The sequence below is a fragment of the Psychroserpens sp. XS_ASV72 genome (genome assembly GCF_041224425.1).
GTDB lineage: Bacteria > Bacteroidota > Bacteroidia > Flavobacteriales > Flavobacteriaceae > Psychroserpens.
The window spans coordinates 50,853-67,179 of the sequence record NZ_JBGFGL010000071.1 but is presented as its reverse complement, the minus strand read 5'-3'; the positions used below and the strand labels follow the sequence as shown (position 1 = coordinate 67,179).

Annotated in this window: 18 protein-coding genes; 6 read left to right on the top strand and 12 right to left on the bottom strand. The window is 33.6% G+C overall.

Going from position 1 to position 16,327, the window contains the following annotated elements; translation table 11 throughout:
• The first annotated feature begins 72 nt into the window (after positions 1-72).
• Both fabD and lspA read left to right on the top strand, forming a co-directional pair.
• Positions 73-966, top strand: coding sequence for an ACP S-malonyltransferase (fabD, locus tag AB9K26_RS04070; protein WP_369971262.1), 894 nt, complete (start codon positions 73-75; stop codon positions 964-966).
• 5 nt (positions 967-971) lie between these two features.
• The gene (gene lspA / locus AB9K26_RS04065; protein WP_369971261.1) at positions 972-1,469 is read left to right on the top strand and encodes a signal peptidase II; all 498 of its coding nucleotides are present in this window, start codon (positions 972-974) and stop codon (positions 1,467-1,469) included.
• A 32-nt stretch (positions 1,470-1,501) separates the two neighbouring features.
• On the opposite strand, the gene AB9K26_RS04060 is transcribed toward lspA, so the two are convergent.
• The 3 genes from AB9K26_RS04060 to AB9K26_RS04050 form a co-directional block, all read right to left on the bottom strand.
• The gene (locus tag AB9K26_RS04060; protein ID WP_369971260.1) at positions 1,502-1,693 is read right to left on the bottom strand and encodes a hypothetical protein; all 192 of its coding nucleotides are present in this window, start codon (positions 1,691-1,693) and stop codon (positions 1,502-1,504) included.
• 176 nt (positions 1,694-1,869) lie between these two features.
• On the bottom strand, positions 1,870-2,892 hold the full coding sequence (gene galE, locus AB9K26_RS04055; RefSeq protein ID WP_369971259.1) for a UDP-glucose 4-epimerase GalE: 1,023 nt from the start codon (positions 2,890-2,892) through the stop codon (positions 1,870-1,872).
• A 4-nt stretch (positions 2,893-2,896) separates the two neighbouring features.
• The gene (locus AB9K26_RS04050) at positions 2,897-4,051 is read right to left on the bottom strand and encodes a DegT/DnrJ/EryC1/StrS family aminotransferase (RefSeq protein WP_369971258.1); all 1,155 of its coding nucleotides are present in this window, start codon (positions 4,049-4,051) and stop codon (positions 2,897-2,899) included.
• Between the two features lie 88 nt (positions 4,052-4,139).
• On the opposite strand from AB9K26_RS04050, the gene AB9K26_RS04045 reads away from it, so the two are divergent.
• From AB9K26_RS04045 to AB9K26_RS04035, 3 genes are all read left to right on the top strand, one after another.
• Entirely contained in the window at positions 4,140-5,366 is a 1,227-nt protein-coding gene (locus AB9K26_RS04045; RefSeq protein ID WP_369971257.1) for a 3-deoxy-D-manno-octulosonic acid transferase, read from the top strand.
• 114 nt (positions 5,367-5,480) lie between these two features.
• Complete coding sequence (locus AB9K26_RS04040; protein WP_369971256.1) at positions 5,481-5,834, top strand: hypothetical protein; 354 nt, start codon at positions 5,481-5,483, stop codon at positions 5,832-5,834.
• A 7-nt stretch (positions 5,835-5,841) separates the two neighbouring features.
• Positions 5,842-6,087, top strand: a complete 246-nt coding sequence (locus AB9K26_RS04035) for a hypothetical protein (RefSeq protein WP_369971255.1) — start codon at positions 5,842-5,844, stop codon at positions 6,085-6,087.
• A gap of 96 nt (positions 6,088-6,183) precedes the next feature.
• Here AB9K26_RS04035 and AB9K26_RS04030 read toward each other — a convergent pair whose 3' ends face one another.
• Positions 6,184-7,233, bottom strand: a complete 1,050-nt coding sequence (locus AB9K26_RS04030) for an aldose epimerase family protein (RefSeq protein WP_369971254.1) — start codon at positions 7,231-7,233, stop codon at positions 6,184-6,186.
• A 1,014-nt stretch (positions 7,234-8,247) separates the two neighbouring features.
• Between AB9K26_RS04030 and AB9K26_RS04025 the strand changes: the two genes are divergently transcribed.
• Positions 8,248-8,808 (top strand): hypothetical protein, encoded by a 561-nt coding sequence (locus AB9K26_RS04025; protein WP_369971253.1) that lies wholly within the window; start codon positions 8,248-8,250, stop codon positions 8,806-8,808.
• Here the strand turns inward: AB9K26_RS04025 and AB9K26_RS04020 are convergent.
• The 8 genes from AB9K26_RS04020 to AB9K26_RS03985 form a co-directional block, all read right to left on the bottom strand.
• Positions 8,742-10,316 carry a hypothetical protein gene (locus tag AB9K26_RS04020; RefSeq protein ID WP_369971252.1) on the bottom strand — a complete coding sequence of 525 codons (1,575 nt, stop codon included), beginning with the start codon at positions 10,314-10,316 and terminating at the stop codon, positions 8,742-8,744. The two genes, AB9K26_RS04025 and AB9K26_RS04020, sit on opposite strands and share 67 nt — an antisense overlap.
• 36 nt (positions 10,317-10,352) lie before the next feature.
• The gene (locus AB9K26_RS04015) at positions 10,353-10,487 is read right to left on the bottom strand and encodes a hypothetical protein (RefSeq protein ID WP_369971251.1); all 135 of its coding nucleotides are present in this window, start codon (positions 10,485-10,487) and stop codon (positions 10,353-10,355) included.
• Between the two features lie 203 nt (positions 10,488-10,690).
• Complete coding sequence (locus AB9K26_RS04010) at positions 10,691-11,521, bottom strand: hypothetical protein (protein WP_369971250.1); 831 nt, start codon at positions 11,519-11,521, stop codon at positions 10,691-10,693.
• A gap of 158 nt (positions 11,522-11,679) precedes the next feature.
• Complete coding sequence (locus AB9K26_RS04005; RefSeq protein ID WP_369971249.1) at positions 11,680-12,069, bottom strand: hypothetical protein; 390 nt, start codon at positions 12,067-12,069, stop codon at positions 11,680-11,682.
• Between the two features lie 13 nt (positions 12,070-12,082).
• Positions 12,083-12,502 (bottom strand): hypothetical protein, encoded by a 420-nt coding sequence (locus AB9K26_RS04000; protein ID WP_369971248.1) that lies wholly within the window; start codon positions 12,500-12,502, stop codon positions 12,083-12,085.
• A gap of 11 nt (positions 12,503-12,513) precedes the next feature.
• On the bottom strand, positions 12,514-12,933 hold the full coding sequence (locus AB9K26_RS03995) for a GreA/GreB family elongation factor (protein ID WP_369971247.1): 420 nt from the start codon (positions 12,931-12,933) through the stop codon (positions 12,514-12,516).
• 20 nt (positions 12,934-12,953) lie between these two features.
• On the bottom strand, positions 12,954-14,261 hold the full coding sequence (locus tag AB9K26_RS03990) for a Glu/Leu/Phe/Val dehydrogenase (RefSeq protein ID WP_369971246.1): 1,308 nt from the start codon (positions 14,259-14,261) through the stop codon (positions 12,954-12,956).
• A 729-nt stretch (positions 14,262-14,990) separates the two neighbouring features.
• Positions 14,991-16,319 carry a sigma-54-dependent transcriptional regulator gene (locus AB9K26_RS03985; RefSeq protein WP_369971245.1) on the bottom strand — a complete coding sequence of 443 codons (1,329 nt, stop codon included), beginning with the start codon at positions 16,317-16,319 and terminating at the stop codon, positions 14,991-14,993.
• Positions 16,320-16,327: the final 8 nt, after the last annotated feature.

Here is a 16,327-nt window from a genome sequence, read left to right as displayed (position 1 = left end):
CATGGAAGCTTAGAAGCTTCATTAGCATTAGAATATTAATTCCTATTTTTGCAACATTAAAATTTAGAATCAATGAACGCATATATTTTTCCTGGTCAAGGTGCACAATTCTCAGGAATGGGATTAGACCTTTATGAGCAATCGTCTATCGCACAAGATTTATTTGAAAATGCCAACGATATTTTAGGATTTTCAATCACAGATATCATGTTTGAAGGTTCCGATGAAGACCTGAAACAAACTAAAGTCACACAACCTGCTATCTTTTTACATTCAGTAGTTTTAGCTAAGGTTTTGGGAGATAGTTTTAAACCTGATATGGTTGCTGGTCATTCCCTTGGTGAGTTTTCAGCTTTGGTTGCCAATGGCACCTTAAATTTTGAGGACGGACTTAAATTAGTTTCCCAAAGAGCGCAAGCAATGCAGAAGGCTTGTGAACTGCAACCAAGCACCATGGCTGCTGTTTTAGGTTTAGATGATGATATTGTTGAAAAGGTATGTGCCATGACTGAAGGCATTGTCGTTGCCGCCAATTATAATTGCCCTGGACAATTAGTAATTTCAGGAGAAGTAGATGCTATTAATAAAGCATGCGAAGTTTTGAAAGAGGAAGGTGCAAGACGTGCTTTGGTGTTACCTGTTGGTGGTGCGTTTCATTCGCCTTTAATGGAACCTGCTCGCGAAGAACTAGCAGCTGCTATTGAAAATACAACATTTAATAAACCTAATTGTCCGATATATCAAAACGTAACTGCCAATGCAGTCTTAGATGAGTCTCAAATTAAAGCCAACTTGATTTCCCAATTGACAGCTCCAGTTCGTTGGACACAGTCTGTACAACAAATGATTACAGATGGTGCAACGCTCTTCACTGAAGTTGGCCCTGGAAAAGTGTTGCAAGGCTTGGTCAAGAAAATCAATAGAGAAGTCGAAACAGCTTCAGCATCATTTGAATCAAACATCTAAACCCAATGAAGATATCTCGGAAACTAGGCATTTTTATACTCATTGTTTTTAATATTATCATTGATCAAGTGTCTAAGATAATCGTTAGAAACAATGTTGCTATTGGTGAAGAAACTGAACTTATTGGTAAGAAATTCATTTTAACCAATGTTTATAATAAAGGTGCCTTTTTGGGAATGGGAAGTGACATGAGCGATACATTAAGAGTCATCTTTTTGCTTGTGCTTCCAGTTTTGGTATTAGGCTATCTCATCTATTACATCTATACCAATAAAGAGCTTGATAAGATAAGTACCATTGCGCTTTCCTGTATAGCAGGTGGAGGGATTGCCAATGTGTACGACCGCATTATGTTTGGTGAGGTGACCGACTTCTTTTTTATCAATTTAGGAGGTGTTTTCAAAACAGGAATTTTCAATGTCGCAGACATGTCGGTAACCTTTGGTTTACTACTTTTGGTTTATGCTTGGGTGAAAGCTTCAAGACAAAAACAAGAAGCATAAAAAAACCTCTCATTTGAGAGGTCTGTAATTGACTATCTTGCTAAATTAATATTTTCACAATCCTTAACTTCTCCGTAATAGGTTTCCCTATATTTATGAAGTGTTTTATAAGGTATATTTAAGAACTGCTTTTTGATATAGGTCACATTGATTGATAATGCACCCATCTTTTTAGTAAATCTAACTTCTGGTTTTGTTTCTCGTTTTACGGTAATCAATTTCATTGGTTTTCAATTTGCATGAACACCAAATAAACAAAGATGATAGACCAATCCCAAATTTAAAACATTAAAACATTGTTAATCAATAAATTAAATTAGACATCCTTAAGTATGTACTCTAATTATTAACAAATATGTAGGAAACCTTCGTTTCAGTTAACAGATTTACAATCGAATTTTTAGATATTTCTTACAGATTTTTCCCAATTCCAAGCAGAAAGCATTGCCTCATCAAGAGTAGATTGTGCTTTCCAACCAAGAACTTTGTTTGCTTTATCAGTATTTGCATAAGCTGAAATAACATCACCTTCGCGTCGGTCAGCAAACTTATAATTCAGCTTTTCTCCTGAAACACGCTCAAAGGATTGGATCACTTCCAATACAGAACTTCCCACACCAGTACCAACATTAAATGTTTCAAAATTAGAAACATTATCATTTTTTAATAAACGCTGTAAAGCAACAACATGAGCTTTCGCCAAATCTACAACATGAATATAATCTCTTACGCAAGTACCATCTGTAGTTGGATAGTCATTTCCGAAGACAGACAAGCAATCTCTAAGTCCTGCAGCTGTTTGTGTAATAAATGGCACCAAATTTTGTGGTACTCCAATTGGTAATTCACCTATTTTAGCTGATTTATGAGCACCTATTGGATTAAAATATCGTAAGGATATAGCATTCAAACTAGAATTGACTTTACAAGTGTCACGAATGATTTCCTCTCCTATCTGTTTGGTATTACCATAAGGCGATTCTGCTGGCTTAACTGGAGCATTTTCAGTTATTGGCATTTCATCTGCTTGACCATAAACTGTACAAGACGAACTAAAAATAAAGTTCGATGCATCAAGATTCAGAACCGATTGTAAGATATAAATAAGTGTATTGATATTGTTTTCATAGTACAACAATGGCTTTTCAACACTTTCACCTACAGCCTTACTAGCTGCAAAATGAATGACACCAGAAATATCTGTATGCTTTTGGAAAAAGCTCTTAACTAGTGATTTTTCCTTTAAATCTAATTTTTCAAAAATTGGAGCTTTACCTGTAATTGAGGCAATTCCTTCCAAAACATCAATTGAAGAATTGGACAAATCATCAATCACGACCACTTCAAAGCCAACATTCTGAAGCTCAACAACCGTATGGGAACCTATAAAACCCAATCCGCCTGTAACTAAAATTTTTCTCATCTTATCAAGCCTTTACAAATTCTATTACAGTTGTGGTAATAAAATTGATTTGCTCATCATCCAGTTCAGTATGCATTGGGAGTGAAATAACCTCCTTAACCAATTGATTGGTAACTTTAAAATCTGCTTCATTATAACGCTCATCCAAATAAGCTTTCTGACGATGTAAAGGAATCGGATAATAAACACCACAAGGGATTCCTTTATCATTTAGATGCTGTACTAAAGCATCTCTATCAGAATTTAAGATACGTAATGTATATTGATGGAATACATGACAATCACAATCATGGCAAATACCTTGACATTCGCTCTTTCCTGAAGGCGTAATTATTTGGTCTATATTTTTAAAAGCTTCGGAGTATGCACGAGCTGCTTTTTGTCTCGCCTTATTGTAATTATCTAAGTTTTTTAGCTTGATATCCAAAATAGCAGCTTGAATCGAATCCAGTCTTGAATTGACACCAACAACATCATGATGGTAACGCTCGTACATTCCATGATTGACAATCCCTCTAATAGTATGTGCTAAATCATCATCATTAGTAAAGATTGCACCACCATCACCATAACATCCTAAGTTTTTTGAAGGAAAAAATGATGTAGAAGCCACATGACCTATGGTACCAGATTTAGCTTTCCGACCATCAGAAAATGTATAATTAGCACCAATAGCTTGTGCATTATCCTCGATGACAAATAAATTGTGCTCTTCTGCAATCTGCATTATAGACTCCATGTCGGCACACATTCCAAATAAATGGACGGGAACAATTGCTTTTGTTTTAGGTGTAATGGCTTTTTTTATGGCCTCAATATCAATATTAAAGGTAACAGGATCCACATCTACCAATACTGGAGTCAATTGTAAAAGTGCAATCACCTCAACGGTTGCTGCAAAGGTAAAATCGGCAGTAATCACTTCGTCACCTGGCTGTAGCCCAAGTCCCATCATCGCTATTTGAAGGGCATCGGTTCCATTAGCACAAGGAATGACATGCTTTACACCTTGATACGTTTCTAGATTTTTTTGGAATTCATGAACCTTTGGTCCATTAATGTAAGCTGTAGATTCCAAAACCTCAAGAACAGACTGGTCTACAGCATCTTTTATTTTACTATATTGACCTTTAAGGTCAACCATTTGAATTTTTTTCATACTTGACGAAAGTACAAAATTCGTTAGCATAAAACAATGAAATTATATCAAAGAACAGTAATTTAGCATCAACTTAAACCTTTAAGTATTGTACACTTTTAGTATCTATATTCTCAATTTCATCTTAAAAATTGTTGCAGTTTTCAATCCTAAAATCAAGCTAGGTGTTGAAGGTAGGAAACAAACGTTTAAGATTTTAAATGAAAACATACGCCCAAATGATCAAACCATTTGGTTTCACTGTGCTTCGTTAGGAGAATATGAACAAGGGCTTCCTGTTTTTGAAGCTATTAAGAACAAATATCCTGCCTATAAAATTGTGCTATCCTTCTTCTCTCCTTCTGGTTATGAGATTCGCAAACACTCAAAAATAGCTGATGTTGTTGTGTATTTACCAATTGATACACCTTCAAATGCAAAAAGATTCATCGATATTGTACATCCTGAATTTACCGTTTTTGTGAAGTATGATATTTGGCCTAATTATCTCAAAGCACTTCAAAGAAAAGATTTAAGAGCCATTTTGATTTCGGCACAATTTAGAAGACAGCAACCTTATTTTAAATGGTATGGCAACCCGTTTCGAAAAGCTCTTAAAGTCTTTGAGCATATTTTTGTGCAAACAGATGCTTCCAAAGTCTTATTGGAATCCATTAATATTACGAATGTGAGTGTTTCAGGAGACACACGTTTTGATCGTGTTAGCAGACAACTGTCTGAAGACAACACACTAGATTTTATTTCAGAATTTAAGGGAGAAGCCTTATGTGTTGTTATAGGAAGCTCTTGGCCTGAAGACGAACAAATATTGATTCCTTTTATAAATGCCAACGTTTCCCAAAACCTTAAGTTTATTATTGCGCCTCACAACATCAATGATGCCCAAATTGATTCGATAACAAAAAAATTGGAAGTTCCTTACATACGCTTTTCAGAAAAAGATCGAGAAGAAAAAGCTAACAAATTTGTTTTTATTGTGGATACGATAGGAATTTTATCTAAAGTATACAGCTATGCTGACATTGCTTATGTTGGAGGTGCCATGGGAACGACTGGACTACATAATATTCTTGAACCAGCCGTTTTTGGTGTTCCAATTCTTATAGGAAATAATCATTCCAAGTTTCCGGAAGCCTCAAATATGATTTCTGAAGCTGGTGTTATTTCAGTAAATGACTACAAATCGTTGGAAGAAACACTACACCAATTAATTGACTCAAAAGACTATAGACAGGAATTAGGGAAAAGCAATGCTTTTTTTATTAAAAAAAATAAAGGCGCTGTCATCCAAATTATGGATTCTATACGTATATAAACCTGAAATTAAGTAAAGCGCATTAAAAATGTTAACAAAAGTTAAAATTTTTAAGGTCATTTCAATTTTACTTATTAATTTCGTGTATTATTAATTAACACTAAAACTATTACAATGAAAAAACTGATTTTAAACATCGCTCTAGTATTGGCACTTGTTGTGTCTGTATCTTGTAGAGAAACAAAAGAAGGTGCTGAAGAAGCTGCAGATAAAATTGAAAACGCTGCAGAAGAAGCTGGTGAAGCTATGGAAGATGCTGTTGATGAAGCTGGTGAGGCTATGGAAGATGCAGCTGATTCTGCTGAAGAAGCAATGGAAGACACTAAAGATGCTGTAGAAGAAGCAGCTGATTCAGTAAAAGAAGGCGCTGAAGACGCAATGGACAAAGCTGCTGATGCTATTGACGACGCAAAAGAAAAAGGTGCTGATGCATTAAACGACGCTGCAGATAAAATGAAAAACAATTAATACACCAATGAAAAAATTAATCTTAAACATCGTTTTGGTATTTGCTTTAATCATCTCTGTATCATCTTGTAGAGAAACAAAAGCAGAAAAAGCTGCGGAAGCGGTTGAGAACACTACTGAAGAAGCAGTTGAGGAAACTGAAGGCGCATTAGAAAAAACTGGAAAGGCTATTGATAATGTCGTCGAAGAAACTGAAGAAGCTGTGGAAGCTACAGAGGAAGCCGTTGAAGAAATTGATGGCGATGACAATTAATTTTTAGAGTGTACTAAAATTATTTAGAGCTTGGTTAAACACCAAGCTCTTTTTTTTACACAAAAAGTGCTTCGGTTGTTCTTGAGAAATCCTTAGTTATTTAGTTGAAAATTTAAAGATCGTTTGTGTTGAATACGTATCTCCAGGATGTAATTCTGTTGTAGGAAATTCTGGATGATTCGGTGAATCTGGATAGTGCTGTGTTTCAAAGCAAAAACCAGTTCTGGACTTATAAGTTCCTTCTTGGGAGTTAGCAGTATAAAACTGAACTGCTGGCTCGTTTGTAAAAACCTCCATAAAACGACCACTGGTTTCATCATAAGCAGAAGCTACAAATCGCATTGATCCTTTATCTCCATTTAAAATCCAGCAATGGTCATAGCCTTGACTGCATTTTAATTGCTCATTCTGAGTATTGATGTCTTGTCCGATTTTTTTAGCTGAATTGAAATCGAATGGTGTTCCTTCTACCTTTCTGATTTCACCTGTAGGAATTAAAGTTTCATCTACAGGCAAATAGGCATCTGCATCAATGACTACTTCATGATTCAAAATATCTTTAGAAAAGTCACCCGTTAAATTGAAATAGGCATGCTGCGTTAAATTTACAACCGTTGTTTTATCGGTAGTTGCTTCATAGGTTACTTCCAATTCATTTTCATCTGTTAATGTATAAGTGACCAAAACCTTCAAATTGCCAGGATACCCTTCTTCATTATCCTTACTTAAATAAGCCAACTTTAAGACTGAGTTTTTCTCGCCTTCAATAGGCTCTGCCATCCAAACCACACGATCAAACCCATCAACACCACCATGTAAATGATTTTTACCATTGTTGGTCGCTAAATTATATTCCGTTCCATCTAAGGTAAATTTTCCGTTAGCGATACGATTTCCATAACGACCAATCAAGGCACCAAAAAACGAATTGTCTCTCTCATAGTCAAGAAGAGTATCAAATCCTAAGATCACATTTTCAAAATTGTCTTTTTTATTTGGCACTTTTAAAGACGTAATTCGCCCACCATAGGTAATCACTTTTAATTCTAATCCATGAATATTTCTTAAGGTATATTGTTCAATTGCAATTCCATCTTGTGTTTTACCGAATTGCGTTTTGTCAATTGGAAGATTATGATTTCCCATAGATTATATTTTTGCCTTATCTTCTTTGTTAGTGTGAAACATACAAGCTTACAAAATTAATCATACTAATAATAAAATAAATCTTACGGTTTATCATCCCTTTGTACTGAAGACGAAAAATACCTGTATCGAGTCCCATATCAACATCTTGAGAAAAACCAAACTTAAACTTAAGTTGCTTATTTTGCTTTCAAAGTTCTTAAGGAAGCAAACTCCTGATAATTTTGAAAACAAAAAAGCCGAAACTCATGTTTCGGCTTTTCATCTGTACACTACATTGACCTATTCTCGAACCAATCGATAAGTTTTTTTAAATATTTAGCTAATCAAAAATCTTAATGAAAAATAAATTCTAAAAAAATGATGTCTTTTGCATCATCCTCAATAAGAAAGAATGATTATCTACCAGCATCAATTCAAGATACATTTAAAAAACAAAATTTAAAATTTGGATGCAATTTTTGAGGCAATCCTACTCTTTATTTTTAAATTAGGTGATTCCTTAAATTCAATTAAAATAGAATCTGAAATAATAGATATAAATCAATTGTATGACCATCTTGTTCTCACTAAAGAAGAAGGCATGGTAATCTACATTTAGATTCTAGGATAAGGGCAGGTAAGATTTCTAAATACTTTACATATCGTGATATTGAGAAATGTATTAATGATAGTGCTAAAATAGAAGTTGGCTCAATACCGCATACAGAAAAAATCGTTAGAAAACTACTTCATTATTATATTGAAAGACCACCAAATGAAAAATTAAAATTTGCGCTTACCAGTTATGCAAAGAAATTTATCGATTTAATTCATAAAAAACTGTATAGTCCACTTAAACATTTCCCCTTAAAGAAAACATTTCAAAAATATGCTGAATTCAAATCCAGCGATATTGAAAATATAAAGGATTTTGAGGTATGGTATGATTTACAGTTTCATAATAACAGTAAGCTAACTATTATTGACCACCTTGAAGCATTAAAAGATGTAGTTAACTCATCTATTAGCAGATTGAATGATTTATTGAAAAAGGAATCTGAAGACCTTTTAACCATTACAAAAGAATTCGCATTAGTTTTTGATGAGATTGGGCTAAAATCAGAAGAGATTAAATATACACTTCGTTTAGGAAATACTTTAAATATTGAGATTGAAAAAGTTGTTGATTTTTTCTATGAAGAAATAGATGAGTTTAAACATCCTGAAAATGATGTAGAACGAGAGCAATTTGAAAAGTTGAACGACAACTACAACAAGGCATTTCATATAAAAACTGAGGTAATCGACTTTTTCGATGATGTAGATTATCGATTAAAGCAATTGATGGATAAATCATTATATGCTAATAGCCAATTAACAAATCTTCAAAATAGCTTTAGAAACCAATCAAGGATAAGAATAAATTTAAAGAAACTATTGAAATTCACATTAGAGCAAGCTTCATATTCTAATAAACACGTTATCACTTTGCCTAAATTCTTTCCAAGAAAAATTTATCAAATCACTTATTCTTCTTCATCTTCAAATAAAACATTCACTTTTGCAAGTAGGTCTTTTCCAGACCTTCTATAACCTAATTTTTCTACTTTGTTATCTAGAAAAATTGAAAAAGGCCAAAACGATTTTTCTAGTAGGGCATTAGCCTCTTGCTCACTTCTTGGTCTTGGTCTGGCATTAGCGATATTAAATCTCAAATAATCTCTTTCATATTCTAATAATGCATTTTGTATTGTTATGGTTCTATTCATTAGTGCATCCCTATTAAACATTAAAGTTTCAATATCAATGATTACTAGGTCATGCACTCTAGATATATCTAATCCTAACGCCTCTAATGTTGCCAATTCTTGAACAAACCATTTATTTACCAAACTGTTTAATCCAGCTGCATTAAACATTCTGTAATGCAAAATTAAAACTGGGAATATATGAACTCTATTCAAACGTATATTGAGGTCGTAGATTGCTTCTCCATTTAAAATTTTCCTTATCGTTTCTACCAATTGCTTTACTGCTTTTGCACTACCTCTTTCATTTTCAAAAAGTTTAACTCTTAATTCATTTTCTAAATCCCTATGGTCATAAGATTGTTTACTTTCCTTACTTATTAATATATCTTTAGATTCATAAACATGAATATAGTTACCGTTTCGCATGTAGTAATCTGGTGCTCCATCTATAAAATCATCAAGTTCGGATCCTGATTTTTGGACATATCTATTTCCATAAATTTCGCGTAGTAATTTAGATAAAACGAATTGTTCACTAAACTCATATGTTTTAAGATTGTAGAAACCAGAAACTCTGTCTATAACTGGCAACTGCTCGTTAATGGCTTTCAATCTAAAAAATAGACCATTGTACATCATTTCTATGGTAAATAAAGGCGAAATAATTCTGTACTTACCTTCTGCATATTTATACAAGGGATTACTGCGCACATTTAAAAAATCTACTTCGGTGATGTGCTCGTCGACATTAGCCACATGCTTATCAATAAATGTCATACTTTCCTGTTCTTCTAAATGAATTTCTACGTGAGATTCTTTATCCATCATTAAAACAGCATGCACAATACCAAATAAGCGTTTTAGATAGTCTTTATAATCTGTTACTTCATAATATTGATAAAAAGCCACTAACAAATCCTTACAATCATCTCTTTGCTCTAAAAACTCAAAATATAACAAGTCTCTTTTAAACTGGCATTCATAAAGTTTTTCTACTCTAAAATTGATAAGATCGTTATTGTGAAATGTGATTTCTAAAAGTGCTTGAGCTGGCGTGAGTCTGATGTTATTTTCTTCTTTTATTTGATTACCCAACAGATACCTATCTGTTATTGTAATTTGATTTAAGAGAACGTAAGCCTTAAATGTTTCTTGCTCTATTTCTTTATTTGTTTTTGTAGTTTCTTGGTCATTTGGTATGACATCAAAAATAAACTCAAATAACTTTAAGCTAGATACCACATAAGGCACTTCATACATTTCCAGAGGTTTTTCTGTACTGCTCACATACTCTAAAATATTAGCATATATGGTCTCAGCAAACTCAGCGTTTTCCGAACTGAAAAACATCCTCAGAAAATGAGAGATATCAGAATATCTTGATTTTTATACGTTGAAACCTAAAAAGAATGAGCCCATTTTAAGTAGCTCTGCTTTATTAATTCCAGACAAGTAGTCATTAAGTGTTCCTCGTTCTTCGTTTGGGAAACAGGCTTCAAAAGTAATTCCGAGTTTAAACATTAATTTCTCATTCTGATTAATCAAAGTAAGTTAAATTATTATAACCCATTATACAATTTTGTCGATCTAATTTGACTAAAAAAATAAACCGTGAAAGACAAAGCTTTCACGGCTTGAATGAAATACAGAATCTGAAGGATTATCTAATAACTAACAAAATTATGATTCTGTACTTCTCTAACTAACTAATAAAAGTTTTAAAATTATTGATGAATCGCCAAAACAGAATTGGTGTTTAGTTGCTTTAATCTTGTAACTATATCAGATTTAAACACTCCTATTTTTCTCATAAAACTAGGTTTTTTATCTACCAAACACATAATCCCGTTTGGATGTAATGATGCATAAGCTTTTAGCTGGCCATCTGTCTCTGCATAATCTAGGTTTATTTTAGTGTTTTGAAATTGTCTCAAATACACAACAAAGACTTCTAAATTATCAGCTACAGCTTCAGACAATTGATTCTGTTTGTCTAGAACCAATATTCCTATCTCAATGTCTTTACCAACTAAGCCTTTCCTAAATTGGTCTATTCGACCTGTATTGATTCTTTGTTTAAAATCTGAAGCAATAGTCATGCTTATCTTTCTGTCTATGGACGAATGTGAAGGCAATAACAAAATTGGGCAACTACGTACATTTTCTAAGATACTTTCATTCTCCTTATCGGATTTTTTATTAGTACCGCCCGATAAGATTATCAAATCAATATTCAATAATCCTTGCTGGTTCTTAACTGCATCCAAAAGACTTGAGTGCTCTGTTATACCATAAAATCTATGTTTAGCATCTTTAGATTTAAAAGTGCAGTGCTCTATTAATTTACCTAATTTTTGGATAGATTCTTCTTCTGGTTTATCGAACCACTCTTCATCTACATGAAGTAAACCAAGGGCATCTAAACCTGAAATATTGTAAGAATAGGTGTTTAGGAAATAAAAATCGCATACGTTATCCTTAAACAGCTTCAAGACTGAATATATAGTTTGATAACTGTTAAGTGAGAAATCCGTTGGAATTAAAATTTTTTTCATTGTATTGTGATTTAATTATTAATTTTTACTTAGGCAAACCGCAAAGTCAATCAGCTTTGCGGTTATACACAAAACCTATGATAACACTAACCAATTTGCTATCAATCAATTTACTATTAACCAACCATGGCCTTGTGCGCCTGAGTATATTAGCACCTTTACATTGCCCTAAACCTTTTAAGTATGTTGAATACTTTATTTTTAAAAGTGCTGTATTCCTCTTTTAGTTTCAAATAGTTTTCTCGTTTCTGAAGATGATACTTTAACCTAACTTCATTATATTCTGTCTTACCATACTCATATTCTGTTTTCAACTCTTGCTCATATTTACACAATGAGGCCATGGTTAAAATGTTTTTCCTTCTTATCGCTTTAATTTCATTTGAGATTGAACCGTTTTTAATCAATTGTTTTTCCAAACAAGTGAAGTGGTCTAACTCATGATTAAAACTTTCCAGCGTATGCATCCACAATTCCAATTCTTTTAGGTCTTTTGAGATACACAATCTTCTGTAAGCATCAACTTTATATATAGAAATCGTATTCAAATAAAATCTGAAATCAGCTAATTTTTAAGAGCGTAAATTGTCCTTTTACCTTGTTAAAAAACTCATCTTTCAAGCGTCTATACTTATCTAGATGATACAGGTAACTTCGTCTATAACTTTCGTGTTCTGTTATATAAACCATATCACATTGTGTATCTTCACATTCAATAATATTGGATCTCGAAATACGGTATTTTAAAAGTGCGCTAAGCAAAGTATCATTTTCCTTCTTCTTTTTTTCAAAACGCTCAATAACACTATTGTCATCCAACTTTTGGTTAAGCTCTTGATTACATATACCTATGAGATTATTCAGTTCTTTTAAAATATATTTTAAGTGATTGATCCAATTATCCAATTCCATCGTGTTGATTTTATGGGTAATATCTAAATCTGAATCGTGATCGTGTATATCGTTTTTTAAAGTTTCCATTGCTAATGTTATTAAATTGCTACATCTATTCCTTTGTAGGTCTCTTCTTGTTGCACATCAGTAATTTTAATTTGCTGTTTGCCACTAGGAAAATCCCATAAAACAGTATCGCCTTCCGAGTAACCGAACAACGCTGATCCCATTGGTGTTAGTACTGATATTTTATTAGTTTTAATATCCCTATCCATAGGAATAACAACCTGCACAGTTTCTTGGATTCCATTATTGAAAACGACGGTTACCTTACTGTTAAATCTAACAACATCGTAAGGCATTTCATCTTCATCTACTATATGTGCCGTTTTTAACTCTTCTGATAATTTAGCCAAACACCTTTGAGTTTCATGATCCTCGGCATAGCCTGAGATGTTGAGTATGCGTTTTAGGTACACATATTCTTTCTTTTCTAAAATTAAACTTCCGTATTTCATTTTTTAAATTCTTTTAATTATCAAGGAAAAATTCCTCTTTGTATATAAGCTCTCTCTATTCGCTCAATAGCCAAACAATAAGCTGCGGTTCTCATATCCAGGCTTTCTCGCTTGGCATAGTCATAGACTTTATCGAAAGATTCTTTAAGTTTCTTATCTAACTTAGCCATGACTTCATCCAATTGCCATAGTTCTCCATTTCTGTTCTGTAGCCATTCAAAATAACTACCAACAACACCTCCAGAATTACACAGAATATCTGGAATAATAGTTATACCTCTTTCTAGAAGAATTTTTTCACCTTCTACATTAGTTGGGCCATTTGCGCCTTCTGCAATAAGTCTTGCTTTTATTCTTGGTGCATTTTCTTTGGTTATCTGGTTGCCTAAAGCCGCTGGAATACAGATGTCACAGTTTAGAGTAAAAAACTTGTCTTTATCCAAAACAGGTTTTGCCTTTGGGTAATCGGCAATACTGCCATCGTTAAGCTGTACATAATTGAATAGGTCTTCAACACTAATTCCTTTCTGGTTTTGTATGCTGCCAAAAGCATCTTGCACAGCTACCATTTTAGCACCATCTTTCTCTAAGAAGTATGCAGCCCAATAGCCTACATTACCAAAACCTTGTACAATAAACTTTTTGCCATCAAGTGGTTTGTTGTTTTTTTCTGACCAAAACTTGATGGATAGGTATACGCCATATCCTGTTGCCCTGTCACGACCTTCCAAACCACCACTGCCTGCAGGTTTTCCTGTAACGACATGTTGATTGGCAGTACGTTCTGCTGGTGGACGTGTACTCATATAAGTATCTGCCATCCATGCCATAGTCTGACTGTTGGTATTGACATCTGGCGCGGGAATATCATGTTCTGGCCCAATGTTATCTGCCAATGCAAAAGTGAAACGTCTTGTAATACGCTCTAATTCTGCCTGGGAATATTTTGATGGGTCCAATTTAATTCCGCCTTTTCCGCCTCCATAAGGCAAGCCTGCCAAAGATGTTTTCCAAGTCATCCACATCGCTAGAGCTCTCGCAGCATCTATATCTACAGTTGGATGATACCTTAAACCTCCTTTGTATGGCCCTAAGGCGTTGTTATGTTGTACGCGATAACCTGTAAAAATCTCTACCTCACCATTATCCATTTTCACTGGAAAATTCACAATAATCTCATTATTAGTAATACTAAGAATCTTTCTGATGTTTGGGTGAAGATTAATCTGGTCTGCAGCACTATCAAATTGCTCCATGACGTTATCCATCATACCTCTTAAAGGTACTTTTTTGGTTTCTTTTTTTATTTCTGCTGTTGCTATTGCCATTGGTTTCTTTTTTTATTGTTGGTCAATATGTTTGTAATTGTTTTATTGTCTTTGCTTCATACGATTAGCAAATCGGTAAGGACTCGTTCTAATAGTATTGAATACTAGTCTGTAGTTTCTTTTTTTTGTGTCGATAAAAATTGACATTAATTTTTGATAAAACATTGCTTTCTTTTTTATTCATCTACTCTCAAGGGAAGAGAGAACAGAATTTATTATTTAAAATATCTATTAATTATACTTCGTTCTTGATACTTCTCGTTGATGTATCTACTTCTTGAAGATTGTCTTTTCTTAACTGAATTTTTAGTAGTTACTGCTGTTATTAATGCATTAAAAATCATAGCTTTATTATTTAAAAATTTATACTAATTCTAATACGTTTTTATTTTGCTGTTTCGGTATGTTATGAGTTTCTAAAACATCTTCTTCCAATGTATTTTCATCATACTCGCTACAAGACCATACCTTATCTTTTTGTGCGGTTAACACACAAGTGTTGCGATGTATACAACTCGGACAAATATTAATGTGGCTCATCTTAAAAAATTATTATTATTATTTACATACCTAAAGGCAATGGGTGTGCCAAATGTGCCATATTATTTATTCAAAAACCTCAAAACCCTTTATACAAAAGGGTTTTGAGGTTTTTGAACTTAATTTAGCAAATTTATTTACTGGTACTTATTTACTCAGCTGTGTAAAAAACGACCAATATCATCATGCCTAATCTGATAATTTTTGTCGAATGGTTTTTCGGTCTATCCCTAAAATTTCTGCTGCTTTGGTCTTATTATTTCCGGTAGCTCTTAATACCTTTTCGATGTATTGCTTTTCAATGACTTTTAACGGAACAAGTTCTCCAGAAGGAATATTTAAACTGTATTTTAAATGTGCTGGCAAATGCTCAATATCAATGATTTTATCACACATAATTACCGCTCGCTGCACAATGTTTTCGAGTTCCCTAATATTACCTGGCCAATCGTAGCGATTTAAAATGCCTAAAGCTTCAGGTGTGATTTTTAGAAAACGGTCTTTGTATTCCACTCCATATTTGAACAGAAATTTATCTACCAACAGTGGGATATCATCTTTTCGCTCTCGTAAAGGCGCAATTTCAATCTCCACAACAGTCAATCGGTAAAACAAATCTTCCCTAAAGGTGTGTTTTTGTATCATTTCCTTTAAATCACTATTGGTGGCAGCTATAATGCGAACATCTATTTTTTCGGACTTTGTTGCTCCTACCTTTACAACCTCTTTCTCTTGAAGCACACGTAACAATCTAGATTGAACAGCAAGAGATGCATTACCGATTTCATCTAAAAAAATGGTGCCGCCATTTGCAGCTTGAAAAAATCCATCTCTATTGTTATCTGCACCTGTAAATGCTCCTTTAACGTACCCAAACAATTCTGCTTCTAGTAAGTTCTCAGGAATTGCACCACAGTTTACAGCTATGAATGGTGCTCTCGAAAACTTACCTTGATAGTGAATAGCTCTAGCCACGAGTTCCTTACCTGTTCCGCTCTCACCTTTTATAAAAACTGTGGCCTTATTATCTTTTACACGTTCTATAATTTGGATGACATCGTTTATCTTTTCAGAATTCCCTATGATTTCACCGTAGGCCTCATTTCTGTTTTCTGAGGCAGATTTTGCGACAACCTTTTTATTAGATGATAGCCTTAAAGCTTTATCCAGTGCTGATTTCAGTTCGTCTTTTGTAAATGGTTTGGTAAGATAATCTATAACACCAGATTTAATAGCAGCCAGTGAATCTTGAACAGATGGATATCCTGTAATGACCAATTTTGGCATTTTTGGATAATGCTCCGATACAAATTTAATAAGTTCAAATCCATCTACTTCTGGCATTTTTAAGTCGGTAATCAACAAATCGACTTGAGTATCCTTTAAAATGGTTACTGCTTCTTTTACAGAAATAGCCTTAAACACATGGTAATTCCACGATTGTAAGTGACGTTGTAAAAGTTCCAAGATATGAACATCGTCATCCACAATAAGTATATTTTCGTTTCTTAATTTCATCTTCTAAA

Coding starts and splice junctions, on each gene's coding strand:
- fabD (WP_369971262.1), top strand. CDS start 73: ATGAACGCATATATTTTTCCTGGTCAAGGTGCACAATTCTCAGGAATG.
- lspA (WP_369971261.1), top strand. CDS start 972: ATGAAGATATCTCGGAAACTAGGCATTTTTATACTCATTGTTTTTAAT.
- AB9K26_RS04060 (WP_369971260.1), bottom strand. CDS start 1,693: ATGAAATTGATTACCGTAAAACGAGAAACAAAACCAGAAGTTAGATTT.
- galE (WP_369971259.1), bottom strand. CDS start 2,892: ATGAGAAAAATTTTAGTTACAGGCGGATTGGGTTTTATAGGTTCCCAT.
- AB9K26_RS04050 (WP_369971258.1), bottom strand. CDS start 4,051: ATGAAAAAAATTCAAATGGTTGACCTTAAAGGTCAATATAGTAAAATA.
- AB9K26_RS04040 (WP_369971256.1), top strand. CDS start 5,481: ATGAAAAAACTGATTTTAAACATCGCTCTAGTATTGGCACTTGTTGTG.
- AB9K26_RS04035 (WP_369971255.1), top strand. CDS start 5,842: ATGAAAAAATTAATCTTAAACATCGTTTTGGTATTTGCTTTAATCATC.
- AB9K26_RS04030 (WP_369971254.1), bottom strand. CDS start 7,233: ATGGGAAATCATAATCTTCCAATTGACAAAACGCAATTCGGTAAAACA.
- AB9K26_RS04020 (WP_369971252.1), bottom strand. CDS start 10,316: ATGTTTTTCAGTTCGGAAAACGCTGAGTTTGCTGAGACCATATATGCT.
- AB9K26_RS04015 (WP_369971251.1), bottom strand. CDS start 10,487: ATGTTTAAACTCGGAATTACTTTTGAAGCCTGTTTCCCAAACGAAGAA.
- AB9K26_RS04010 (WP_369971250.1), bottom strand. CDS start 11,521: ATGAAAAAAATTTTAATTCCAACGGATTTCTCACTTAACAGTTATCAA.
- AB9K26_RS04000 (WP_369971248.1), bottom strand. CDS start 12,502: ATGGAAACTTTAAAAAACGATATACACGATCACGATTCAGATTTAGAT.
- AB9K26_RS03995 (WP_369971247.1), bottom strand. CDS start 12,933: ATGAAATACGGAAGTTTAATTTTAGAAAAGAAAGAATATGTGTACCTA.
- AB9K26_RS03990 (WP_369971246.1), bottom strand. CDS start 14,261: ATGGCAATAGCAACAGCAGAAATAAAAAAAGAAACCAAAAAAGTACCT.
- AB9K26_RS03985 (WP_369971245.1), bottom strand. CDS start 16,319: ATGAAATTAAGAAACGAAAATATACTTATTGTGGATGACGATGTTCAT.